Annotated in this window: 21 protein-coding genes and 1 tRNA gene; 12 read left to right on the top strand and 10 right to left on the bottom strand. The window is 43.7% G+C overall.

The genetic code is table 11. The features are described 5' to 3' along the window. Nucleotides 1–2: 2 nt before the first annotated feature. From ACHZC4_RS02130 to ACHZC4_RS02105, 6 genes are all read right to left on the bottom strand, one after another. The gene (locus ACHZC4_RS02130) at nt 3–2,666 is read right to left on the bottom strand and encodes a DEAD/DEAH box helicase (protein WP_394752117.1); all 2,664 of its coding nucleotides are present in this window, start codon (nt 2,664–2,666) and stop codon (nt 3–5) included. A 2-nt stretch (nt 2,667–2,668) separates the two neighbouring features. Beyond that, complete coding sequence (locus ACHZC4_RS02125; protein WP_394752116.1) at nt 2,669–4,270, bottom strand: site-specific DNA-methyltransferase; 1,602 nt, start codon at nt 4,268–4,270, stop codon at nt 2,669–2,671. A 161-nt stretch (nt 4,271–4,431) separates the two neighbouring features. Further along, the gene (locus tag ACHZC4_RS02120) at nt 4,432–4,620 is read right to left on the bottom strand and encodes a hypothetical protein (protein ID WP_394752115.1); all 189 of its coding nucleotides are present in this window, start codon (nt 4,618–4,620) and stop codon (nt 4,432–4,434) included. A gap of 68 nt (nt 4,621–4,688) precedes the next feature. Next, nucleotides 4,689–5,063 (bottom strand): DUF1640 domain-containing protein, encoded by a 375-nt coding sequence (locus ACHZC4_RS02115; RefSeq protein WP_394752114.1) that lies wholly within the window; start codon nt 5,061–5,063, stop codon nt 4,689–4,691. A 178-nt stretch (nt 5,064–5,241) separates the two neighbouring features. Beyond that, nucleotides 5,242–5,329, bottom strand: a tRNA-Ser gene (locus ACHZC4_RS02110). Between the two features lie 57 nt (nt 5,330–5,386). Further along, complete coding sequence (locus tag ACHZC4_RS02105; protein WP_394752113.1) at nt 5,387–7,291, bottom strand: ATP-binding cassette domain-containing protein; 1,905 nt, start codon at nt 7,289–7,291, stop codon at nt 5,387–5,389. A gap of 357 nt (nt 7,292–7,648) precedes the next feature. Here ACHZC4_RS02105 and ACHZC4_RS02100 point away from each other — a divergent pair, with 357 nt between their 5' ends. Together ACHZC4_RS02100 and ACHZC4_RS02095 are read left to right on the top strand one after the other, a co-directional pair. Next, nucleotides 7,649–8,035 (top strand): hypothetical protein, encoded by a 387-nt coding sequence (locus tag ACHZC4_RS02100; RefSeq protein ID WP_394752112.1) that lies wholly within the window; start codon nt 7,649–7,651, stop codon nt 8,033–8,035. A 241-nt stretch (nt 8,036–8,276) separates the two neighbouring features. After that, nucleotides 8,277–9,344, top strand: a complete 1,068-nt coding sequence (locus ACHZC4_RS02095) for a S1 family peptidase (RefSeq protein ID WP_394752111.1) — start codon at nt 8,277–8,279, stop codon at nt 9,342–9,344. Nucleotides 9,345–9,438: 94 nt separating this feature from the next. On the opposite strand, the gene dmeF is transcribed toward ACHZC4_RS02095, so the two are convergent. From dmeF to ACHZC4_RS02080, 3 genes are all read right to left on the bottom strand, one after another. Next, entirely contained in the window at nt 9,439–10,461 is a 1,023-nt protein-coding gene (gene dmeF, locus ACHZC4_RS02090; protein ID WP_394752110.1) for a CDF family Co(II)/Ni(II) efflux transporter DmeF, read from the bottom strand. A gap of 211 nt (nt 10,462–10,672) precedes the next feature. Next, a complete protein-coding gene (gene msrA, locus ACHZC4_RS02085; protein ID WP_394752109.1) occupies nt 10,673–11,398 on the bottom strand; it encodes a peptide-methionine (S)-S-oxide reductase MsrA in 726 nt (241 codons plus the stop codon). Between the two features lie 627 nt (nt 11,399–12,025). Next, entirely contained in the window at nt 12,026–13,930 is a 1,905-nt protein-coding gene (locus tag ACHZC4_RS02080) for a DCC1-like thiol-disulfide oxidoreductase family protein (protein ID WP_394752108.1), read from the bottom strand. 521 nt (nt 13,931–14,451) lie between these two features. Here ACHZC4_RS02080 and ACHZC4_RS02075 point away from each other — a divergent pair. Both ACHZC4_RS02075 and ACHZC4_RS02070 read left to right on the top strand, forming a co-directional pair. After that, nucleotides 14,452–14,844, top strand: coding sequence for a hypothetical protein (locus tag ACHZC4_RS02075; RefSeq protein WP_394752107.1), 393 nt, complete (start codon nt 14,452–14,454; stop codon nt 14,842–14,844). Between the two features lie 21 nt (nt 14,845–14,865). After that, the gene (locus tag ACHZC4_RS02070; protein WP_394752106.1) at nt 14,866–15,291 is read left to right on the top strand and encodes a hypothetical protein; all 426 of its coding nucleotides are present in this window, start codon (nt 14,866–14,868) and stop codon (nt 15,289–15,291) included. 70 nt (nt 15,292–15,361) lie between these two features. Here the strand turns inward: ACHZC4_RS02070 and ACHZC4_RS02065 are convergent, their stop codons facing one another. Continuing rightward, nucleotides 15,362–15,547, bottom strand: a complete 186-nt coding sequence (locus ACHZC4_RS02065) for a DUF2970 domain-containing protein (protein WP_394752105.1) — start codon at nt 15,545–15,547, stop codon at nt 15,362–15,364. A 162-nt stretch (nt 15,548–15,709) separates the two neighbouring features. Here ACHZC4_RS02065 and metH point away from each other — a divergent pair, with 162 nt between their 5' ends. The 8 genes from metH (at nt 15,710) to adk (ending at nt 25,090) form a co-directional block, all read left to right on the top strand. Next, on the top strand, nt 15,710–19,390 hold the full coding sequence (metH, locus tag ACHZC4_RS02060) for a methionine synthase (protein ID WP_394752104.1): 3,681 nt from the start codon (nt 15,710–15,712) through the stop codon (nt 19,388–19,390). A gap of 212 nt (nt 19,391–19,602) precedes the next feature. Next, nucleotides 19,603–20,490, top strand: coding sequence for an adenine-specific DNA-methyltransferase (gene yhdJ / locus ACHZC4_RS02055; RefSeq protein ID WP_394752103.1), 888 nt, complete (start codon nt 19,603–19,605; stop codon nt 20,488–20,490). After that, nucleotides 20,477–21,658, top strand: a complete 1,182-nt coding sequence (locus tag ACHZC4_RS02050; RefSeq protein WP_394752102.1) for a hypothetical protein — start codon at nt 20,477–20,479, stop codon at nt 21,656–21,658. The genes yhdJ and ACHZC4_RS02050 overlap by 14 nt, the downstream gene beginning before the upstream one ends. A 237-nt stretch (nt 21,659–21,895) precedes the next feature. Beyond that, nucleotides 21,896–22,174 carry a type II toxin-antitoxin system Phd/YefM family antitoxin gene (locus tag ACHZC4_RS02045; RefSeq protein WP_394752101.1) on the top strand — a complete coding sequence of 93 codons (279 nt, stop codon included), beginning with the start codon at nt 21,896–21,898 and terminating at the stop codon, nt 22,172–22,174. Further along, entirely contained in the window at nt 22,167–22,445 is a 279-nt protein-coding gene (locus ACHZC4_RS02040; RefSeq protein WP_394752100.1) for a Txe/YoeB family addiction module toxin, read from the top strand. Before ACHZC4_RS02045 ends, ACHZC4_RS02040 begins: the two co-directional genes overlap by 8 nt. Before the next feature lie 162 nt (nt 22,446–22,607). Then, nucleotides 22,608–22,868, top strand: a complete 261-nt coding sequence (locus ACHZC4_RS02035) for a glutaredoxin family protein (protein ID WP_394752099.1) — start codon at nt 22,608–22,610, stop codon at nt 22,866–22,868. Further along, entirely contained in the window at nt 22,861–24,246 is a 1,386-nt protein-coding gene (locus tag ACHZC4_RS02030) for a class II fumarate hydratase (RefSeq protein ID WP_394752098.1), read from the top strand. The genes ACHZC4_RS02035 and ACHZC4_RS02030 overlap by 8 nt, the downstream gene beginning before the upstream one ends. Nucleotides 24,247–24,451: 205 nt before the next feature. Continuing rightward, on the top strand, nt 24,452–25,090 hold the full coding sequence (gene adk / locus ACHZC4_RS02025; RefSeq protein WP_394752097.1) for an adenylate kinase: 639 nt from the start codon (nt 24,452–24,454) through the stop codon (nt 25,088–25,090). Nucleotides 25,091–25,103 lie beyond the last annotated feature (13 nt).

Raw genomic sequence — 25,103 nt, 5'->3', positions numbered from 1 at the left:
GGTTACTTACCACCCAAAATTAACGCATCAAGCAAATCCCAGCGTTTTTCTGTAATCATAATAAATTGGCATTTACCATTGGATAACTCCGCCCATAGGTTGCCTATCAATCTATCGGGTTCAGCTTCTTTCCATCGGTCTTTGCCTTTATATTCCACGATCAAAATTGAATCATCTGCCAATTTACAAATAAAGTCTGGATAAAACCGCCCATTAGCTTGTTGGAAAAAAAATGAGCTAGTTTGTTTTCGTGCCAAGTTTCGCGCCCAAAATTGGATTTTTTCTTTTTCTGCCAGTCGTTCTAAATGACAGGCACATTCAAATTCTTCTTTAGAATCAAAATCACCAATTTGTGGGTAATAATGGTGTTTAAATTCGTGATATCCGTATTCGCTGGTGCTAGGGTCGTAATAACTGCTTGGGTAATAAATTTGTGGATGAAAGTCGAATAGATAGCTGTCACCCACACAAACCATTTCCCGTACCTTGTCACTGAACAAAATATGTTGATAAGCACGTGCTGCCGCTTGTTTCCGTAATTCATTTATTCGCTGTTCAAGCATCAATCTAATATAAAATTTTTGTTGATTGATGTGCGCCAACTGAAAATTCTCTAATAAGCTTTGTATCCAATGACTGACAAAAGCCAGTTTACTTTCGTGCGTAATTGTGGGATCAGGTAAGTTACGGCAAAACCATGCGGCTAACTTGGCATCATTCCAATGTTCAGGCTTATAGACCAAATCCAAATTATGCTGCAAGTTTGCCATAAACTTTGCAAACATTTTGCCCTGTTCTGTAACATCTAGCACGCCACTTTCAGCACTCTTTAATCGGTATTGTAATTGGCTGATTTGATCCGCTGTTGGTTTGGCATCTAATAACGACAAATCCCAAGGATAATCGAGCATTTCGGTTTCATCAAACAGCTTTAGCTCACCCTGAATATAAACCGCCAATTGTGGAACGCTTATAGTTTCGCCCCGTTCCGAAGGGGATTGGAAAAAAGTAATTGCCGAGGTGCGGCTTTGTTCAGCGGCTTGTTCAATAGCGTATTGCGCGGGTAACTCATTAACCGTGGCTTTTAATTCCTCAGTTTCCTTGAGTGTGAGCGGCGCGTTAATGGTTAAGGTGCTGGTATTATTATTCCAAGTCACTTTTTCTTTTAAAGGCTTGGAAATACCTTTTAATACTGGTTTGGCTGTTAATTGCACACTGACAGGTTCGCTTTTAACCCGGCCTTGCAAGCGTTCCCAATCAAATTGTTCAGGTTTCGTGGCTTGAATAAAGTCTTTTAGGTCTTTACGGTCAAAGCCTGCACCGCTCACTAAGCGATCACGAAGAGCTTCCGCCGTTTCTGAAAAATACTTCGACACCACAAACGCATAAGAACGGTTTAATTCGGGTGTTTTGCGGTGGCTTGCATCGGGTTGGCGCAAAATCCGGCCTAGCAATTGTTCTACCGCCGTTGCGGAGTGGATCGCTGCCATGCTGACTAGAATATAAGCAAATGGACAATCCCAACCTTCCGCCAAGGCTTTTTGGGTAATTACAAATTTAACCGGACACACGGGATCGGAAATACCCAGCGGATAATTGGCCTCGCACTCACGTAAACCTCTTTCTTCGCCCGTTGCAATAACGATTTCATCATCAGGAATAGCATGGTTAGTGATCAACTCATCGCGGACTTTATAAACATCGAGCGTTTCATGGGCGGAGTTTTTGGGTTCTGCCTGAATTAACACGATAGGCCGTAAGTATGCTGCACCTTGTCGTTGTTCCTGTTCTGCAAGAACGTGTAACTCATTGCGGCAAGCCATAGCGTCCGCTAAACATTGTTGCCAATTGGGTTCAGTTTCTAAACGGATCGGAAGCTTGATCATTTCCTCCGTTTTCAACTCGATCGCAGATACACTATGCAGCACATTTGACGGCGTTTTGACCATATCGGGCGTGGCGGTCAGTTCCATAATGCCGCTAGGGTTGAATTTAGCCAAGGTGTCAAAACCCAGCTCCGTGCGGCTGTTATGCGCTTCATCGACAATAATAAAAGGGCGGCGTAAGCGCAAAACATTGGCTAAAGAATACGCCACCGTGTCATCGTCCCTGAGTAATTCGTTCCGCTGTTCGGATAACAACGATTCAAAATGCGACATTAACGCGCCATTGTTGCTGTAAACTTTGCGGCCTTCCTCGTTTTCCACTTGAAATGCTTGCCGTGTGGCGACCAGTATTGTTGTGGATGTGTTCAGCGTGGCAGCGGTGACGCTTTGCGCTTCATCCAACCCCAACACAGTAATATCGCCAGACTCACGTAATGCAGCGTGTAATGGATGGTTTAAATCCTTCAAGCCTTTTAGGGTTTGCTCTTTGATTTGATTGGAAGGCACTAGCCACAAAATCACGCTGTAGTCAGAGCGTAACAAATGTGTATTAATCAGTTTAACGCTTTTTGCCGCTAACCACGTTTTACCGCCGCCCGTGGGAATGCGTAAACAAAAATACGGCATATCTTCGGCAAAGCCTGATAAGCTTTTATAGGGTAAATTGGTCAAGCTATAAAAAGCCAGTGATGGGCTAGGTAACGCATGACAAGCCTTAAAATAGTTTTCGACGCTGGTTAAGGTCTCCGATTGATAGCCTTTGGGTTCAAAATATTTCATGGCTATACATCCAGTGCGTAAGGCGTTTGTTTAAAGGTAATCAGTTGTTGTTTCAGCCAGTTTGTACCACCTTTTACCGCCGCTGCATAAATGACTTTACTTCCATTAAATTCTGGTAAAAGGTTGAAAATGGTAGGCGTTAGCACATTGCCGCCGTCTGGCGTTTTGTCCTTTAAAATGCCGTTGTAAAGCAAATACACGGCACGCTCTTCAAACACGCCCAATAATGGCGTATCGGCGTTGCCTGTGTAGCCGGTTCCAGTTTCTTTAAACCAGACAAATTCGGCTAATTGGGTAAAAGTGACATCATCCCGTACTTGTCCATCGGCGGTGAATAAAGGTTCTTTCGATAATCGGCAGAATTGAAAACCGCTGCCTAAGCCTTCAACTTGTTCACCTTTGGTGTTGGTATAACCTTCAATCACTCGTTGATTTCGTTCAGCGGTGACAGTTTCGGCTATGGTTTTGTCCATTTCTACCAGAATGAATTGGCGAGTGCCACCGTCCTCTTCGTTTTGTTTTAGTACCGCGTGACCAGTAGTACCAGAGCCAGAGAAGCTGTCCAAAATTAGTGAATCTTGGTCTGAGGCTACTTGCAATATACGCTGAATTAACCGCGATGGCTTTGGTGTAGGAAAAGATTTGTCCCCAAAAATATCTTTAAGTTCTTGATTAGCGACATCTGTATGAGCCGCAAACTTATGATCCCAGAAATTAATAGGGGGCATCCCATCTCGTACTTCCGATAAAAAACGCTTGATTGTGGGTGTCTTACCTTTTCCGTCTTTTCCCCAGTACAATCGATTTTCGGATAAATAAACCTCATAAGTTTCTTTTGATGTTCGCCAAGCTTTTCGGCTTGGACGCAATACCTCGCCAGTGTTTGGTTGGATAATGTCATACACCAGATTAGGACGCTCATCGGGAGATAATGGGTTCAAAAACGGAATTGCCTTCCAAGAACCACGAGGATCATTGTCAGGGTTTGTGTAACGAGCGTGAGCTTCTTCTTCCTTTTGGACAAGATTTGGAGTAAAGACTCCCGATTTTGAATAGGCAATAATATGTTCTACGACAGTTGTAAAAGAGACTGTGTTGTTGCTACGAGTGTACCGCTTTTGCCACTCAATTTGCGCGACAAAATTGGTTCTACCAAAAATTTCATCCATCAGAAATTTGAGGCTAGCAACCTCGTTGTCATCAATCGAAACAAAAATCGCCCCATCTGCACTCAAAAATTCCCTAAGCAACACCAAACGCGGGTACATCATGCACAACCAGCGATCATGGCGGTCTAAAGTTTCGCCTTCTTTACCTACCACAGCGCCTAACCATTTACGAATTTCAGGGCTGTTAACATTATCGTTATACACCCAGCCTTCATTACCCGTGTTGTACGGCGGATCAATATAAATACATTTCACCTTACCCGCATAGCGTGGCAACAAGGCTTTTAGCGCGTGTAAATTATCGCCCTGCACAATCAAATTGCCGCTGTCACTATCACCACAAGATAATTCCGGTACAAGCTCCAACAAACGGTAAGGTACATCTTTATGGTGTTTTTCTACGGCAGATTTACCTATCCAATTCAAGGTGGGCATAACTCATCCTGTAACGTGGTTTTAATTTAAAGGGGAAGTGTGAGCTGTTTTATCACAATTGCAATTTCTGTTTAATAATTATAAATTATTGGCACAGCACTTCATCAGACAATAAAAAACCCGCCAAGCCAAACAGCTTGCGGGTTTTAGTAGGATGGCAGTTAGTGCATGCCTGATAATTTCAACACTAATGCGCTGATTAACATGGTTTGCAATAAACCAACAGCGACTACCCATCGTATTAATTCGGCTTTAGTGTCGGCAATTTTTAATTCAACATCCTTAATCCGCGCCTCAAGTTTCAATTCCAACTCTTTCAAATCGTGGGTATCAAAAGTAACGGTTGCCATTGCTTGGCCTATTTGTAATATGTGTTTATTAGCGATAACTTACGGGGTCTTTACAATTTTCTACCCGCTTAGTGCATACCGGATAATTTCAATAACAAGGCACTCACTAACATAGTTTGCAATACACCAACACCAACAACCCAGCGTATTAATTCGGTTTTGCTCTCAGCAATATCGCGTTTGGTTTCAAGCCGTAATATTTCAATATCTTTTTTTAAATCAATTTCTAATTGTTTGATATCACGCTTAAGATTCAACTCCAGCAACTCAACATCTTTTTTACTGGTAATGTTTTCCAGGTCGTAATCATGCAGCGCTTGTTCCAGTGTATTTTGTGCCGTGGTTTTTTGTAAATCGGTCAGTATTTCGGCCTGTTCTTCACTAAAACCCACACCTTTTAATTTTTTAACAAATTCATGCGTATCGAAAGTAACGGTTGCCATCGTTTGGCCTGTTGGTAATGAATATTTGTTAAGGGTAACTATAGGAACGTATTGGCTATTATGTCAATGGATATATTGGAGAAAACCAAAACAAACTGTTATAAAATCAGTGCCAATAATCTAAATGGTTGCAGCCATAAAAAAACCCGCCAAGCATAGCTTGCGGGTTTTTGGTGTTTGGCGGAGAGAGGGGGATTCGAACCCCCGATACGTTGCCGTATACACACTTTCCAGGCGTGCGCCTTCAGCCACTCGGCCATCTCTCCAGCTATTGCTAGCCAGTAATTATAAGTTATCTCTTTTCTTTAAGCTATGGATATATTTCAGGCCAAGGTATCCAGTTCAGTCCAGCGCAGAAAAACTTCTTCTAGTTTATCTTGTATGGTTTTCAACTCATCCATTGTTTTGGTGACGGCTTTGGCCTCTTTTTTATAAAACTCTGGATCATTAATTTGCTGGGTTAAGGCTGCCTGTTTGTTTTCCAAATCTTCAATTAAACCAGGTAAATTATCTAGCTCATGCTGTTCTTTAAAGCTGAGCTTTTTCTTTTTAGCAGGCAGAACACCTGGAAGATTGGTTTCCTGTTTTACAGGCTTTACTGTTTGAAGGGCTTTTTTTGCAGCGATTTGTTTTTGCTGGGTGTCATAACTGAGCCAATCACTGTAACCGCCAATAAATTCATCCACCGAACCTGATCCATCCAGTACCAGTACGCTGGTGACCACGTTATCAAGAAAAGCACGGTCATGGCTGACGATTAACAATGTGCCGTCATAGTTAACCAATTTTTCTTCCAGCAATTCCAGGGTTTCCAAATCCAGATCGTTGGTCGGTTCGTCCATAACGATAAGATTGGCAGGCTTGGTAAATAAACGCGCCAGCAATAAACGGTTTTTCTCGCCACCGGACAAGCTTTTTACCGGTGAGCGCGCTCTGGCGGGCGCAAATAAAAAGTCACTTAGATACGACATGACGTGGCGTTTATTACCGGCAATTTCCACAAAATCATTGCCATCAGCGATGGTATCCACCACGCTCATTTCCGGATCAAGTTGATCACGTAATTGATCGAAATAAGCTATTTCAAGTTTAGTGCCTTGTTCTACTTCACCCGTATCTGGCTGAAGCTGTTGCAACAATAATTTTAACAACGTTGATTTTCCAGCACCGTTAGCGCCTATCAAACCGATTTTGTCACCGCGTTGAATAAGCGTGGAGAAGTTCTTAATGATAGGTCTGTCCGCATAGCCAAAGCAAATGTCTTTCACTTCAATGACTTTCTTACCTGAGTTTTCGCCTTTATCCAGTGCCAATCGAGTTGTGCCTTGAAGGCCACGGCGTTGTGAGCGTTCTTTACGCAAGGCTTCCAACGCCCGAACGCGGCCTTCGTTACGAGTACGGCGGGCTTTAACGCCTTGGCGTATCCACACTTCCTCATCGGCCAATTTTTTGTCAAATTCGGCATTTTGATTGGCTTCGTCTTCCAGTGCGGCGGCTTTACGGACTAAATAATCATCATAAGTGCCTTGCCAGGACACCAGATTGCCACGATCCAAATCAATAATACGGGTGGCCAGTTTTTGCAAAAAGAACCGGTCATGGGTAACAAACAACACCGCACCTTGAAAATTAAGCACCTGCTCTTCCAGCCAGCTAATGCTTTCAAAGTCCAGATGGTTAGTTGGTTCATCCAGCAATAATACTTCAGGGTCGATAACCAAAGCTCTGGCTAAAGCCACCCGGCGTTTCCAGCCGCCCGATAAATCATCAATTTTCAACTCGCCAGGCAATTCCAAACGGCTTAGAGTGGATTCAACCCGTTGTTGAAAATGCCAGCCGTTGTGGGCTTCCAGTTTATGCTGCAAGTCGCCTAGTTCATTCAGGGCATTGCTGTCATCAAAATCCATCGACATTGTTAGCGCGTGATAACGGGTGATCCATGTGCCCAGTTCACCTAAACCACCGGCGACAGCATCGTAAATAGTGGCGTTATCTTCAAAGGTGGGTGCTTGCTCCAGCCAGGCCAATCTTAATTCAGGTTGCCGCCAGATATCGCCATGATCTGCCAGCACATCGCCGGCAATAATTTTCATTAAAGTGGATTTGCCTTCGCCATTGCGTCCTAATAACCCCACTCTTTCACCGGCATCCAGTTGAAAATTCGAATTTTTTAATAAGGCGTGCAACCCATAAGCGATGGAAATATTGTTTAAGCGTAATAAAGGCATAAGGAGATTTATTCAGGATGGGGTAGCGTAATGGATGGCTATTATATCATTGGACAATGACTTAGTGCCTGAACGGAAATTGTTCAAAATTAAGTCTGTTTATCTGTTCAGAAAAATTCAATTTGATTCATTATCCATTCAGGTTCGAGTTGATATGCTATAGCCATAACAAAAGATTAGTCGTACTTTTTAAATAATTTTTGAGTATTGAATAAAATCTACGTGCTATTATTTTGTTTTAATGAAGTATTTTAAGGAGGTCAATCGCAATAACTTTCTTTAGTTTCAATCTAATGACTTATTTTTATTGCGGCCACACATTTATGTTGTCGCTTTTACATTACTTAGGAATATATTATGCAAAACAAAAAACTGTTATTGATGTCAATGTTGCTGGTTTCTGGCTCAGTATTTGCCGATGAAACACTTTTAAAAAGCGCTACCACAACCTCTGAGACTTTAAATAAAGTAGAGGCCGTAAAAGACGCCGTGGCTAATCCAGCTGATGCAGCGACAAGCGTAGTTAAAGAAAAGATGACTACCACGACTACTGAACAAGCTGCGCCCGTAGTTGAAGCCCCAAAAACAGATAGCGCTACAAAAGTTGAAACAACTAAAGAAGTCACCAAAACAGAAGATAGTAATTCTACTACTGCTAACCCAGAAACTGCAGCCGTTACTACCACTACCAAACACAGTAAAAGTAAAAAAGTAAGTAAAAAACATCGCAGACGCCATAATTAATTCCACGCTATTTAGCTAACACGCAGAAAACACAGGCACATTGGTCATTAGCGTATTAACTATTGCCTAAGAGGTTAGGTGGTGGTGTAATACCAATGGCTAATGTGTTCGTGGCTGCGTGTTCAGTTCTTAAGATTTCTATTAAGTTACTTCCGCATTCATCCCCTCAAAGCCTCTCCGTTTATTGCTGTCAGAGCAGTTATAAGCCTCATTAACACCCTCTTTTTGTGGTGCGTTCTTTATGTCTGTAAAAAAATATCTCCTATTCTTTATTTTATTTCTATCGGCTTTATCGATGATAACGCTGTCGACGGCAACTTCTGCTAATACTCCTATTAAACCTCAACCTCGAATTGTAGGTGGGCAACCCTCAGTTTTTGGCCAATGGCCGTGGATGATTGCTTTGGTTAAAAAAGGTTCGGATAATAATCAAGGGCAATTTTGCGGGGGGACTTTAATCAGCCCAACCTGGGTGTTGACTGCCGCGCATTGTGTTGAAGGTCGGATAATAGATAGTCTTTATGTGGTTGCCCATGTGCGTGATCTTAGGAACGATAAGGGACAAAATCTGGCGATTAAGCGCATATTGATTCACCCTAAATACAATGCAGAGACCATCAATAATGATATTGCTTTGGTGCAGTTAAAAAAACCCGTGAGTTCTGCGCGAGTATTGCCTTTGTATACAGACACTTCGTTATTGGTTAATGTGAATGCCACCATTATTGGCTGGGGGGCGTTATCAGATAGTGATGCGCATTTTGGGCAATACCCTGAGATATTGTACGATGCCACGCTGCCAATTATCTCTAATGGCCTGTGTAAAAAAGCATTTGGGGCAGGCGAAATAACCGACACTATGCTGTGTGCGGGGTTTAATAATGCCAAGGCCGATACCTGTAGTGGTGATAGTGGTGGCCCATTAGTGATTAAACTGAACAATCAGTGGCGTTTGGCGGGCATCACCAGTTGGGGATATGGCTGTGCTAATTTGGGTTACTACGGTGTCTATACACGCATTTCCAAATATATCGCTTATATTAAAAATGTGATAAAAACCAATTTTGTGGTGGTGGCTGACGTTAATAAGGATAAAAGAGTTAACGCGCTGGATAAAGCAAAAAAAGACCGTGATTTAAAGGTTACGTTTCAGGCATGGGTAAAGCAATGCTGGCAAAAGAAATTATCTTGCGCGAACGTGAACGCTGACGGTGTTATTAATCAACTCGATTATCAATTGCAAAGTAAGCGTAGTGGTGATGCTTTTAAATACTGGCTCACGGTTTTTTGGCAACCTGAAGTAAGTTAAGTAACGTGCACGAAATAACTGCTTCGACAAGCTCAGCACGAACGGGAGCGGTGTTTTATGTTGTTCAACTTATTTCATGCACGTTACTAAGCATCTACTCCACAGATAGGGTTTGTGTGTCAGTTAAGTTGCTATCATGCTGTAAACAGCGCTCATCAGAACAAGGATGCACTTCAACGCTAATGTGCGCTAAATAGTTTTTGCTGCCGTGTAAATTAAATTGTGTCAATAAGGCCTTGTAATATTCGGGCGTTTTAGGTGTATGTGACACTATTGAAAGAATCACCGCAAAATGCCCAGGACTCACGCGCCATATATGCAGGTCGGCAATGCGATTGTCGGCATCTGCTTCAATAGTTTCCTGGATTGCTGCCTTGTAACGTAGTGCAATGCTTTTATCCAATAATATCGGCGCGGTTTCTTTGATAAGGCTATATGCCCAGCGGCTGATAATTAAGGCACCGACAATACCCATAACCGGATCTAGCGCATTCCAGCCATAGTATTTCCCGGCAAGTAAGGCAATGATGGCCAGTAGTGATGTTAAGGCATCAGCAAATATAGTTAAGTAAGCCGCTTTAGGACTCTGCTCGTGTTCAGGTATTTGTTCAAACTCATCTTCACTGTCATGTTCAAAAGTATCGGTGTCGATATCAGTATGAATATGATTTTTGAGTAAAACAGCGCACAGCACGTTAATGCACAAGCCAACCACAGCAACGACAGTCGCTTCATCAAAACGAATAATGTGAGGGCTTAATAAGCGCTGAACGGATTCAATGAGCATCATTAAGGCTACTATGCCTAAGGCCACAGCACTGGCAAAGCTCCCTAAAACACCCACTTTGCCTGCACCAAAGGCGAAGCTATGGCGCTGCGCGTGTAATCTTGAATAACGGTTGGCAAATAGCGTTATTGTAAACACGGCAACATGGGTTGCCATGTGCCAGCCATCCGCCAGTAAAGCCATGGATCCAAATAGAACCCCTGCCGTTATTTCCACTAGCATAGTGAAAAACGTGAGTAACAAGGCTAACTGGGTGCGTCGTTCGCTTTTTTTGGTAATGACCACAAAATTATGCGGATGCTGCAAGTGATTAAGTGTGTCGTCGTGCATAAAAAACCATTGCTTTGCGCGGTCAGTGCAGACTGAATACGCAGTTAATGTTAGGGGAGGGCATACGCTAAAAACACATTATTTAGACGCTGTTGTGCTAAAGCCAGGTAAAAACTTATCGTAACCGGCTTTTCTCTCATCGTCTACAGGAATAAATAAGTGGCCTGCGCAATTAATGCAACGGCTTAAATGGGTGAGGTCAGGCTTGTCATCAAAAGCTTGATTTATTGCGAGGCATTAGGTTTTTTGGCATGGCATCGTCGCCAGGTTTGCTCGCACGAGGGGATGCCGTTTGGTCTTGTGTTACCTGTGCGCGGGCAGACCATATTTTTTCCAGATAATGGTCGCGTCCGGAATTAGAACGGTAGTATTTATAACGTAAAGGGTTTTTTTTGTAATAATCTTGGTGGCTGGCTTCAGCGGGATAAAAATTTTCCAGTTTTTTTATTTCCGTGACGATAGGCGAGGCAAAACGTCTTGATTCGTCCAATAGTTGGCGAGAGTGCTCGGCCTTGGCTTTTTGTTGGTCAGTTTTATAAAAAATCTTGGTTCGATATTCGACACCCCGATCAACAAACTGGCCTTCGTTATCGGTAGGGTTAATCATACGCCAGTAAGCATTGAGCAGTTTTTCATAGCTGACCACCTCAGGGTCATAATAAACCTTTACGCTCTCCACATGGCCTGTACCGCCGTTTGAGACTTGTTCGTAGCTGGGATTAGCGACATGGCCATCACTAAAACCAGAAACGGCTTGGTAAACGCCCGGTAATTTTTCAAAATCTGCTTCTGTACACCAAAAACAGCCGCCGGCAAATACCGCAGATGACAAATTTTCAAGATTTTCAGCGGCAACCTTATCCTGTTTATCGGTGTAACCCGTAATAATGAGTAAAACCGCAATAAAAGCCAAGGCAAGGAGTATGGTTAATCTCATAGTGCGTCTCTTTTTTGCAAAAGGGTATTGTACCGATTTTGTTGTAGATTATTTATCGGTCAGACAACAGGGTTTTAGTATTAGTTTTATAAGCCGCTAAATTTATAAAAACTAATCAGATGTTTTTCGCGGTAGTGATGAGGAATAGTTGAAAGTTTAAGCGCTGTTGTTCAGCTTACACGGGATTTTGGCATCCATTAATAACAGTTTGTTTGGGGGTACAATCTGTTTTAAAAATGATAAGTCTATTGGGTTATGTGATTTGTAGTGGGTGCGGAACGGATGATAAGCATTAAAAATTTGCTTTGACTAGCGAGATTGGGGCTAACAAAAAAGCCCGACTAAAATAGTCGGGCTTCTTTATGCTTACAGCCAGAATTTCTTACAAGTGAACAGAAGTTGAACCTTCTGGTCTTTGTTTAGTTCCATCTTGTGGATCTAAACAGCCAGATAAACCAACAACCATCATCGCTAAAGCCAAAAGTGATAAAACTTTTTTCATAATGATATCCTCCAAAGGGGTTTAATTTATTTTTATATGTGCGTTAATCAATTCAGCACGAGCATTTTATATCATGACTCAAATATCGATGCAATAATTAAAGATAGATTGCCGGTCGCTAATCGTTATAGTGCATTCATATTGGCAGGCAAATCATAAGAAATAATTTTATTTGTCCACGTTACTGTACCAACCGTAACCCACGGTGCGGCCATGTTTTTGTGTAATTGATCGTAAACCCAATGGGTCGGCGCATCGATCTTTTTGAGTTTTATTTGAAATTGAGCATTATTAAGATTAATTCCGATTTGCTCACCCCAAAACGCCGTCACTTTCATAATGAATTTACGCACTCGCTGGTCATTAATGGTCGGGGTAATTGCAATGTTAGCCCACATGGACTGAACACGTCCCCAATTGGGTGCCAGTAAACGCCCTTGTTGATTTACAAACGGCAGCCATTGTTCGTTGCCATTTTTATCCAGGTAAGTGATGGCTAAAATGCGATGATAATTGGCAAAATGGTCGTGCAGGTAAAGTGCGTGCGGTGCAATGCCCAAAAAAATGCGCGATATCATTAAAAGTGCGTTACTGCCTTGCGCAATAGCGGCAGTCACCGGGTGCTGGTTAAGATTGATTTTAAGCCGATAAATTAGCCCATAGTGTACCGAGCAGTTTATTTGCAAGATCAGCAGTGCTACCGTTATTTTAGTAATTTTTCTGGCTAAGGTTTTAGGTTTTTGGGCGCCATACTGTTCAAATAGAGCGTGGTACCAAGTGCTGTTTTTTAAAGGCTCGGGTAGGGTGCAGCGGGTATCGCAGGTAAGCCGTGTGCGTGAGTCGGCAATGGCTCGGTATTTTGCCTGGGCTAGTTGGTAAATGCCAGGCAAGCGCAATATCAATCCTACCGGAAATAAATAGCCCATCTTTAAACAGATCTGGATGTACGTGTTAAGGCCTGAATAGATGTTGTTGTGCTGATCTAGCGCGTACAAATCGGTTAATAGTGTTTGATTGTCGATATGAGCCAGGGCGCTATATTCTGAAGCGTGATCTTGTGCATTTTTAAAAGTGATGCGTTTGAATATATCGAAGTGGTTAAGCGTTAGAACAGTACGGCTACATAAAGGACATTGTCGATCATAAAACACCGTTAGCACAGGCTGGTGCGCTGTAAAGCGGTTATTAAGGCATTGCCACCAGGCAAATGGAACTAGCATGGGATATAAAGCTAGCATGGCTAAGCCAAAGGGATAAATATTGAGCGATAGGGTAATCCCCAGATGCAACCCAATGCCCACCAGCAAAAACACAGGGCGTAATCGGCGCTTGAAGAAAAAGAATATGAAAGTGAGCTGAAAAATCATGATGGTGTAACCAATCATTTTTTGCAGTAGTTCATTATTCAGGATGACCGACATATCCAGTGCCGAAACAAAGTACGGCTGTGTTGAAGGCAGCCATGCGCCAAGGCCATTGCGCCAATGCTCGGCAAAAATTTTGTGTACATCAGAATCAATATACAAAAAACCAAGGCACACAAAAATGGGCAGGTAATAAGCCAGCGCTGAAACAGTTGGTTTTGGATAAGTGCTGTAATGAACGAAAGGCGTGCTGAGCTTGTATCTAAGATTATCGATAGAAAATGCGCGTTCACCGGGCATGAACAACAGAAAAAAACCGGCGCCGGTCATGAAAAGGTCAAAGCCGCCGTCAAAATCGCGTTGCATTGTTGTAAAGTTGACGAAAACCAGCCAGAAAATGTAGTTACAGGCCACTGCAAATTGATAGCGGTAGCCAATAATAATAAACCCGATAACGATTCCCCAAAGACACAAAAAAAATGTAAGTGTAGGGAATTCAACGTCGATGTAAGGAATGGGGTCAAAAATTAAATGGTTGAAATAAAAAATAAAAATTATTTCTTGTAAGGCAACCAAGCCATAAAAAATGCGGAATAAGCCTATTCCTGTGGCGGGTGCCTGCTTACCGGAAAGCGCTAAAATTTTTGAGTATAGAAGTGCATACATCTCAGAATCTGTCTGTAAAAAATGTTCGGAAATGTAGGATAAGGAAAGGCGTGGTGCTTGCTTTATTTAGATGTGGATCAAGATAATTTTATAATGGCTTCTACCAATCCAATAAGATTGGTAGTTGCCATAAAATATGGGAAAATCGGTTTTCGATTTATTTTGGTTCGTCGTCTGGATGTGGAGCAAAAATCCACTTAACGAGGGCATAAACTGCTGCTATAACCACTACCGCGCCAACCATACCTGCCGGCGTTCTTAATGTTTCGACGAGATCTAAAATGAACCCCATGAGTGTCTACCTTACTAGTTGTTGTTTTAAGAAATTGCTAGTTATCGTAGCAAGCCGAGCATAAATGATACTTGAGACGCCATTAAAGTCAAGATTTATTGCTGCTGAGTATTTAAAAAATTTGCTTTATATCGATATTAGGTTAAGGTGAAATTTAAAACTCGATAGTCAATGTGATATAGTTTACGATCGTCTTGTCCAGACAAATCCAACAGCTTAGGAGCAAAAAATGATAAAAAAACGCGCTGCACTGTTATTCTCATTAACAACAATTTTTTTTGCACTTTCGGCTCATGCTGATGTCTTTCTGAAGGATAATACCGATATACTCGGTAAATGGAAAGTTTACGCCGAGTCTGGTAAGTTAGACGGTGAGAAAAAAAAGCTTATCGTCGAATGGGATTTTAAAAGCGATGGTACTCTTGAAACAAAATCCACCGATGGCGGCGGGCGAACTAAGGAAATGAATATCGCTATTAAATACTCAGTTGCTGATGGTGAAATACAAAAGCAGGAAATTCCTGGGCGAGACAAATATGAGTCATGTAAAGTTGTTGAGAAAGATGGCTCAATCATGACTTTAAAATGCAAATATCTTTACTATTTTCTAGCAAAACTATAACAATTTAAGAGGGGTGTAGCTATGATTGGTGCTTTAATAATGATTTTTTCGATTCTCTGGGTTTATCAGTCTGCAGTCAGAGGCAAGGTAAATAATCCAATAATTTGGGTTATTGGTTGTGCGGCGGTTTTTTTCGCTTCTCAAACCTTACTGATTTGGGGCAGTGTCGATATTCTAGAGACGATCAGAGGCGGTGAGGCGGATGCCAATTATGAGCGTGACTTGGCAAGTATTGGTGACAGAAAGAATATGGGCGGCTTTCAGGGCGCTAAAGGTACATTTATATCTGTATTCATGGAATTAATGCCCCCAGTAGTAGGTTTTTTAGCGATCGCGCTTATTCGTAACAAATTTATGCTGAGAGAGCCATTTACGATTGGTAATTTGTTTGGCGGCCTTAAAGAAATGTTCCAAAGTATCAAACAAAGCTTTAAAGTTCCTGAATAAAAAACGTAAAGTTATCGCTTAAAAAAAGCCCAAGTCAGTTTGCTTGGGCTTTTTTGTAGAGGGCGTTACCCTAAATGAGCATAGAAACTATAAAAACGATAATGCCCACAAAAATGACGATAGCAAGTAGTCCTGCAATGATATAAGTCGACAGTGAAGCTTGTTCAAACTGCTTTTTATGCACCTCGCTATTTTGTACACCTAGGGTAGCGTATACAATATCTTCAATAATCTGAATAATCTTCGGTTTTCTCATATCCGTCTTGGCAAATTAAAATATGATAGTGCTTGGCGGCTTGCTAATCAATTATAAAATTCCTGCTCAAGTTGAGTTTGTGGCACTTGATGGGAGAATGTATGCATAAAAATAAAACGTTTGCCTACGCACTTTAGAACCCTACTTCGGACTTCCAGCACAATGAGCAAAACAGCGGTATTAAAACAGCAATTATCACAAAGGATTCTGTTTTTGGATGGTGCCATGGGCACTATGATCCAAGGCTACAAGCTGGAAGAAAAAGATTTCAGGGGCGAGCGTTTTGCCCAGTGGGAGGTTGACCTCAAAGGCAATAACGACCTATTGTCCATTACTCAGCCGGATATTATCAAGGCCATCCACAGCGCGTATTTTGAGGCCGGTTCCGATATCGTCGAAACCAATACCTTCAATTCCACCAGCGTATCGATGGCCGACTACCAGATGGAAAGCCTGGCTTACGAACTGAATTTTGCAGGCGCAAACGTCGCCAAGCAAGCCGCCGACGAATACACTGCCAAAACCCCCGATAAACCGCGCTTTGTCGCAGGCGTGTTAGGCCCAACCGCCCGTACCGCGTCGATGTCACCGGATGTCAACGACCCTGGTTTCCGCAACATAACATTTGATGAACTGGTGGTAGCCTACACAGAAGCCACACGCGGACTGATAGACGGCGGCGCGGACATTATCCTGATCGAAACCATTTTCGACACCCTGAATGCCAAAGCCGCGATTTTTGCAGTGGATGAATACTTTGAAACGATCGGCTACAAGTTGCCGGTAATGATTTCCGGCACCATTACCGACGCATCCGGCAGGACATTATCTGGCCAAACTGTCGGTGCGTTCTGGAACTCGTTAAAGCATATTGAACCAATTTCCTTTGGCTTTAACTGCGCGTTGGGCGCAACTGAATTACGCCAATACATCGCGGAATTAGCGTCTATTGCTGATACTTATGTTTCTGCGCATCCCAATGCCGGTTTGCCGAATGAATTCGGTGAATACGATGAAACCCCCGAACAAATGGCTGTCGAGCTTGCCGATTGGGCACAAAGCGGCTATCTGAATATTATCGGCGGCTGTTGCGGCACCTCGCCTGCCACCATCAAGGCCATCAGCGATGCTGTCAGCCATTTCCCGCCGCGTGTTATTCCTGACATCCCCAAACAATGCCGGTTAGCAGGATTGGAACCGATGTTGATCGGCCCTGACAGCCTGTTCGTCAATGTCGGTGAGCGCACCAACGTCACCGGCTCTGCCGCGTTTAAACGCTTGATTATCGAAGGCGATTTTGAAACCGCCTTGGACGTTGCCAAGCAGCAGGTGGAAAACGGCGCACAAATCATCGACATCAACATGGACGAGGGCATGTTGGAATCCAAGGAAGCAATGGTACGGTTTTTGATGCTGATTGCCGCCGAACCCGACATTGCCAAAGTGCCGATCATGCTGGATTCGTCCAAATGGGATATTTTGGAGGCAGGGCTAAAGTGCATCCAGGGCAAGGGCGTGGTCAACTCCATCTCTTTGAAAGAAGGCGAGGAAGCCTTTATCAAGCACGCCAAGCTGGTACGCCGTTACGGTGCGGCGGTGATCGTCATGGCGTTTGACGAAGAAGGCCAGGCCGACACCAAGGCCAGAAAGGTCGAGATCTGCCAACGCGCTTATAAAATCCTCGTTGAACAAGTGGGCTTTCCGCCCGAAGATATTATTTTCGACCCGAATATTTTCGCCATCGCTACCGGCATCGACGAACACAACAATTACGGCCTGGATTTTATTGAAGCCACCCGCGAAATCAAACAAACCCTGCCCTATGCGCTGATTTCCGGCGGCGTGTCCAACGTGTCGTTTTCGTTTCGCGGCAATAATCCGGTGCGCGAAGCCATCCATGCGGTGTTTTTATACCACGCCATTAAGGCCGGTATGTCGATGGGTATCGTCAACGCCGGGCAGTTGGCGATTTATGAGGACATCCCCCACGACTTGCGCGATGCGGTGGAATCGGTGGTGTTAAACACCCACGATGGCAGTGGCACCGACAAATTACTGGAGCTGGCCGCCAAATACCGTGGCGATGGCAGCAGCAGCGAAGTCAAGCAGGAAAACCTGGAATGGCGCGACTGGCCGGTGAGCAAGCGTTTGGAGCATGCGCTGGTCAAGGGCATCACCGACTATATCGACGAAGACACCGAACAGGCACGCTTGGAAGCAGAACGCCCGTTGCACGTCATTGAAGGCGCGTTGATGGACGGCATGAACGTGGTCGGCGACTTGTTTGGTGCGGGCAAAATGTTCTTGCCGCAAGTGGTGAAATCGGCGCGGGTGATGAAAAAAGCCGTGGCGTATTTAATGCCCTTTATGGAAGCTGACAAGTCCGCCGCCGACCGCCAAACCAACGGTAAGATCTTGATGGCCACGGTAAAAGGCGACGTGCATGACATTGGCAAAAATATCGTCGGCGTGGTGTTGCAATGCAATAACTACGAGGTGATTGATTTGGGCGTGATGGTGCCGTGCGAAAAGATCTTGCAAACCGCACGCTTGGAAAATGTCGATATCATCGGCTTAAGCGGCCTGATTACGCCGTCTTTGGATGAAATGGTGCATGTCGCCAAAGAAATGCAGCGCCAGGGCTTTACCATCCCGTTGATGATCGGCGGTGCAACCACCTCGCGTGCCCATACTGCCGTTAAGATTGAACCGCATTATAAAGGGGCAACCGTGTACGTCACCGATGCCTCGCGTGGCGTGGGTACGGCCAGCAATTTGTTAAGCGGCGAGCTGAAGGATGAGTTTGTCAACAGCATCCGCAAAGAATACGAAGAAGTGCGCGAGCGCCACAAAGGCAAGGAATCCAAGACCAAGCAGCACCTACTGGAAGCCGCGCGGCGCAATAAATTCAGCTGGGGCGATTATGAGCCGGTCACGCCGTCGTTCTTGGGTGTTAAGGCGATTGATGATGTGTCTTTGGCGACCTTGGTGGATTACATTGATTGGTCGCCGTTTTTCCAAACTTGGGAAATGGCAGGCAGTTACCCAAAAATCCTGGATGATGTGGTGATTGGCGTTGAGGCCAGAAAGTTGTTCAACGATGCCAAGGCCATGCTAACGCAACTGGTTGATGAAAAATGGTTGCAGGCTAGGGCGGTTATCGGGTTTTTCCCGGCTTACAGCGAAGGCGATGATGTGGTGGTTTATACCGATGAATCGCGCAGCCAGCCCTTGGAAGTGCTGCACCATTTGCGCCAGCAAAACGTGAAAGCGCCCGGTCGTCCGAATTATTGCCTATCTGACTTCATAGCGCCGATTGCAAGTGGTAAGCCCGATTATATCGGCGGTTTTGCCGTGACAACCGGTATCGGTATAGAAGAAAAGCTCCAGCAGTTTGAAAGCGACTATGATGATTACAGCTCGATTATGCTAAAGGCGTTGGCAGATCGGTTGGCGGAGGCGTTTGCCGAGTATATGCACCAGGTGGTTCGGAAAAATTACTGGGGCTATGCAGATGATGAAGCCATCGACAATGAGCAGTTGATTAATGAGGCGTACCAAGGCATACGGCCTGCGCCGGGTTATCCGGCTTGCCCTGACCATACTGAAAAGGCCAAGTTGTTCGCCTTGTTGAATGTGACGGCAAATACCAGTATTGAGCTGACCGAAAGTTTTGCGATGTATCCGGCTTCTGCGGTGAGTGGCTGGTATTTCTCGCATCCGCAGTCGCAGTATTTTAATGTCGGCAAGATTGATAAGGATCAGCTGGAAGATTATGCGCGGCGTAAGGGGATGGCGCTGGATGTGGCTGAGCGGTGGTTGTCGGCGCATTTGCATCATTGATTGGATGATGAACTAAGCTGTTTATCATATGTTTTTTGTATGCTATTCAAACCCAGATAATAGCCTGTCCCCATTAAAACAAGTTATAAACATATGTACTTTGCGCAAGTAAACTTCATATTAGCCATCTTGGTGCGAAGTCATCGTGACAAAAAAGCACGAAGCAGCGAAAATAGGCAATTACTAGCAAGCCTCTCTCTGGAAACAAATAAATGAGCGACTTTATAAAAGAGATAAAGGAATCGGTCACTGTTTACAACGGTGACTGTTTTGCATGTCTTGCCGATGTCGAAGATCAATCTGTAGACCTAATTTTTGCTGACCCTCCGTACAACATCGGAAAGAAGTTTGGCGATTTTCTGGACATATGGCCTTCTGATAAGGACTACGCCGAGTGGTGCTATAAATGGCTAGAAGCGTGTATTAAAAAATTAAAACCAAATGGAAGTCTATACGTCATGACAAGCACGCAGGCAATGCCATATCTCGACTTATGGTTACGAGATCGGATTACCGTTTTATCGAGAATTGTCTGGCACTACGACAGTTCAGGAGTTCAGGCAAAAAAATATTTCGGCTCATTGTATGAGCCAATTATTTTTTGTGTCAAAGACCCAAAAAACTACACGTTTAATGCTTCAGATATAGAGGTTGAGGCTAAGACTGGAGCAACTCGCAAGCTCATTGATTATAGAAAAGATATCCCGACACCTTATAAAACAACAAAGGTTCCTGGTAATACATGGTATATGCCTCGCGTAAGATATCGCATGTCTGAGTATGAGGAGCATCCAAGCCAAAAACCAGAAGCATTACTAGAGCGAATCATCAAAGCCAGCACCAACCCCGATGGTTTAGTACTTGATCCATTTTCCGGCACATTTACAACATGTGCGGTAGCACAACGTCTTGGCCGAAGGTCAATAGGTATTGAAATGCAGTCAGAGTATTTCAAAATTGCACTTAGAAGGCTGGGTATAGCCGATAACTTCAATGGTGAATTATTAAAACCGATTGATAAAACATTCATCCGTAAAAATGGGAATAGCGTTAGGCAATCTTGCGTACAACAGGAAGATCTTTTTGATGTCAAAGTTTGAAATAACTAATCATTCGTTTACCGCGTCAATAAATTCAATACTTGATCATCATTTTGGAGAGTACGCTAAAGACGTATTTGAAGCCAGTCCTCTACTTGGCTATCTAAATAACAAAACAAAATCGGCAAATCGTGGTTCCAAGGCACGGGGCGCTTTTGCAAATCATTACGCGCTGTATGTAATAATTGAAGATTATTTAGAGAAAGGATTCCTGAAAGGGGAATCCAATATCCCATATTCAAAATACGAAGGAGCAAGGTTCTCTGACCTTTTTCGTAGGCAACGCGAATTGCCTTTTGGAACAAAATTACAGAATCACGGCCTAAATGCGCGTCTAAATGATGAATTTAAGAAATTCTATCCAACCGTTGGCAAATCTCCAATTGTTCGGGACGTGGCGAGTCAGCGATATTGGATTCAAGAAGATTTATTACAGGTATCAATACGTCAAAAGAATGGTGAAGATGTTACATACAACATAGCGGAAGCAATTATTGAAGTAATTGACGCGTATGTGGCTACAAAAAAAGCTGCTTTTGAAGGATTCCTTGAATCTTGTAGAAAAATTGCAGATCTTGGAAAGGTGTATCCCGCGCAAGCTATTGAATTCGTAATTCAGCAACTGATGCCAAATGTTGATGCTCGCGTCTTTGAAATAGTTAGTTATGCCGTACTAAAGGCTAAGTATGGGCAAGAAACCATTTGGATCGGTGATGCAAAAGAAACGGTATCTGAAGAAGCGCTAATCCTCTATAAAACAGGCCGTACAAATGCAAATGATGGTGGAATTGATTTTGTTATGAAACCGCTGGGTAGGTTTTTCCAGGTAACGGAAACGATTGATGTAAGCAAATACTTTCTTGATATTGACAAAGTTCAACGATTTCCTATCACATTTGTTGTTAAATCAGATGAAACCGCAGAGCAAATACGATCCGCTATTAGAGCTCAAGCCATAACAAAATATAAAATTGAAGCTGTTGTTGAAACCTATATGAAGGCCGTTGAAGAAATAATAAACGTTAAAGATTTAGTCGGGGCCTTTACAGAAGTCGTTAAATCAGGATGCCTTCAAGAAGTTATGGATGAAATAGTTACACAGAGCAAGGTTGAATTTAATTACAGTGATTATGAAGACTTGGACTCTGAGGATTTTATAAGATCATAAGATACGCTACATACTAGGATATGTGTTAAGGCACGAAGCGCATCATTCGAGAAAACCCGCGCAACCATGCGCCACTTGTTAGCTATCAGCATATTTGCATCATTGCTTGGCTAATGAACAAAACTGTTTTCATGCGCGGTTTGTATATTATTTAACTCCAGACAAGCCTGCTTCAGATTGACATAGATCGCAAGTACTTGTACAGTTATCCTGTACTTTTTATTTCGTGTGATCCCCATGACAATCCAAACCACTTATACCCAAGCACGTGCTAATTTCGCCACCTTGCTAGATTCGGTAACAGACGACAGAGAAGTGGTCATCATCCAGCGACGTGGAACCGCAGATGTTGCGTTAATTGCTGCTGATGAACTTCAAAGTTTGCTTGAAACGGCACATCTTTTACGTTCACCTGTTAATGCTGAACGCCTGTTTGCAGCATTAACCCGCGCACAACAAGCAACTACGCCATCCCAATCACTGTCCGAATTACGGGCTGAGGTAGGCATTGGTTAAAACACCTAATCGGGCAAGTGTATTTCAACCAGAATTCCGTGAGGATCTTCGGTTTTGGGTGCAAACCAATCAACGGGTTGCCCTTAAGATGCTTGAATTGGTTGAAGCCGTTATGCGCGATCCGTTCAAAGGCATCGGTAAACCTGAACCGTTGAAGCATCTTGCTGCTGGTGTTTGGTCACGCCGTATTACGGAAGAACATCGTTTGGTTTACTTAATAACAAATGATCGTATTGATTTTCTGCAAGCACGTTACCATTACACAAAATAAGGCAGGCGTTTAATTCTATGGCGAAATGTGGTCATTATGATAGGGAAGATGATTTTAATACCCCGTTAGATGTCTTGTGATTATTCCCTCAACCTCATCTAATCCACGCGAATTGTACGCGTATCTCACTGCACAGCAACAGCCATGAACCATTAAAATAAAATGTCTAAAGTCCACTTAATCCTACTAGAAACTTCCGGTTGCCACTTGTGTGAACTGGCCTTAGCTATCGTGAACGAATACTGGCTAAATGACCATGATGTATCTATCACAAATATAGACATTGCCGAATTTCCAGAATGGCAGCCTAAATATGCCACGCGCATCCCCGTTTTATATCATCCCGAAACCCAACAAGACTTAGGCTGGCCTTTTGACATAGTCGATATTAATAATTTTATGACAGGAATAAAAAATGACTGAGCACTTCCGCATTGAAAAAGACAGTATGGGCGAACTTGCCGTGCCGACAAATGCCTTATATGCCGCGCAAACTCAACGGGCCATCAATAATTTTCCCATTAGCGGCTTAACCATGCCGCCTGCTTTTATTAAAACCGTGGCATTGATCAAAAAAACCGCAGCCAGTGTCAATATCAACTTAGGTGAACTCGATGCTGTCACAGGCCATGCCATCATACAGGCGGTAGAGTGCATAATAGCTGGCCAACATGCTGAGCAATTTCCGATTGATGTGTTTCAAACCGGATCGGGTACCAGCACTAACATGAACGTTAATGAAGTGCTGGCCAACTTAGCCACTAAAATTGCCGGTAAAACGGTTAGCGCCAATGACGACGTCAACATGGGGCAAAGCAGTAACGATGTGATTCCAACCGCGATTCATGTCAGTGCGGCGCTGGAATGCCATAACCGACTTTTGCCCGCGTTGCGACATCTGGCTGAAACGATTGAGCACAAGGCGACATTAGTAGACGATGTTATTAAAACCGGTCGCACTCACCTTATGGATGCCATGCCCGTGAGGATGAGCCAGGAGCTGGGTGGCTGGGCACTGCAAATACGTAACGCCATAGACCGTATTCATGCGACTTTGCCCAGGGTATATAAATTGGCGCAAGGCGGGACAGCTGTCGGCACCGGCATTAATGCACACCCTGAGTTTGCCAAACAATTTGCCGATCTTTTAAGCCGGGAAACTGGTTTGCCTTTTCAGCCTAATGAATCATTTTTCGAAAGCTTAAGCACCCAGGATGCTATCGTAGAATTATCCGGCCAGCTTAAAGTGATTGCGGTCAGCTTAATGAAAATCGCCAATGATTTGCGCTGGATGAACAGCGGCCCACTGGCGGGATTGGGCGAAATTGAACTCACTGCCTTACAACCTGGCAGTAGCATTATGCCAGGCAAAGTCAATCCGGTGATTCCGGAAGCTGTGGCCATGGTGGCCGCGCAAGTGATTGGCAACGATGCCACCATTACCATTGCTGGGCAATCGGGCACATTTCAGCTCAATGTCATGCTACCGATAATTGCTTATAACATATTGCAAAGTATAGATATTCTGGCTAATGTTAGTACGGTGCTGGCTGATAAAGCCATTGCCGGCTTTACGGTTAGAGCCGATAACTTGCAGCAAGCCTTAGCCAAAAATCCTATTTTGGTGACGGCATTAAACCCTATTATCGGTTATGCCAAAGCGGCTGAAGTAGCCAAAGCCGCGTATAAACAAAAGCGCCCCATTATTGATGTCGCTGCCGAAATGACAGACTTGTCGGTGCAAGAACTGGAAAAGCTCCTGAATCCGGCACACTTAACGCAAGGCGGCATAGGTCAATAGCATCTTTGCAAGTGGGCGCATTTTTAGTGCTTAAAAATACATGGCTATGATTAATACCAATACTCTCGCCTGTTGCTATGGACAAGGTATAATGAAAGAATAGGAATTTATACCTTTCACTCAGTTGTAAAAACATTTTTCTCGCAGATTTTATTTTTTCCGAGTGGGCTAAAATTGTTTTTTGTGACACCTTTGGAGTTATTTAATGCGCGTTATTCTTTTAGGCAGCCCTGGTTCTGGTAAGGGAACTCAAGCTCAATTTATTACCGAAAAATACGGTATTCCTCAGATTTCAACAGGAGATATGCTGCGGGCGGCAGTTCGTGCGGGTACACCTTTGGGCGTAGAAGCTAAAAAAGTCATGGATAGCGGCGGCTTGGTTTCCGACAGCATTATTCTGGGATTAATTAAAGAACGCATTACTCAGGACGATTGTGCCCACGGGTTTCTACTAGACGGGTTCCCCCGTACGATTGCCCAAGCCGAAGGACTCAAAACAATGGGTGTTAGCATCGATACTGTGATTGAAATTGTAGTGCCCGATGAAGATATTGTTAAGCGTATGGCAGGGCGGCGCGTGCATCTGGCTTCAGGACGCACCTATCACATTGAATTTAATCCACCGAAGCATGAAGGTGTAGATGATGTTACCGGCGAGGCTTTAATTCAGCGCGATGATGATAAAGAGGACACCGTGCGGAAAAGGCTTAGCGTGTATCATGAGCAAACCAAACCCTTAGTCGGTTATTATTCAGCCATGGGGCAGGGCGTTAAATTCAGTTCAATTATAGGTGTGGGTAGTGTCGAAGATATTACCGCAAAAGTTTTCGCTATCCTGGCATAAAGGTATTTAATTA

The sequence above is a fragment of the Crenothrix sp. genome (assembly GCF_043729335.1).
GTDB lineage: Bacteria > Pseudomonadota > Gammaproteobacteria > Methylococcales > Methylomonadaceae > Crenothrix.
This window is presented reverse-complemented; position numbering and strand designations above follow the sequence as displayed.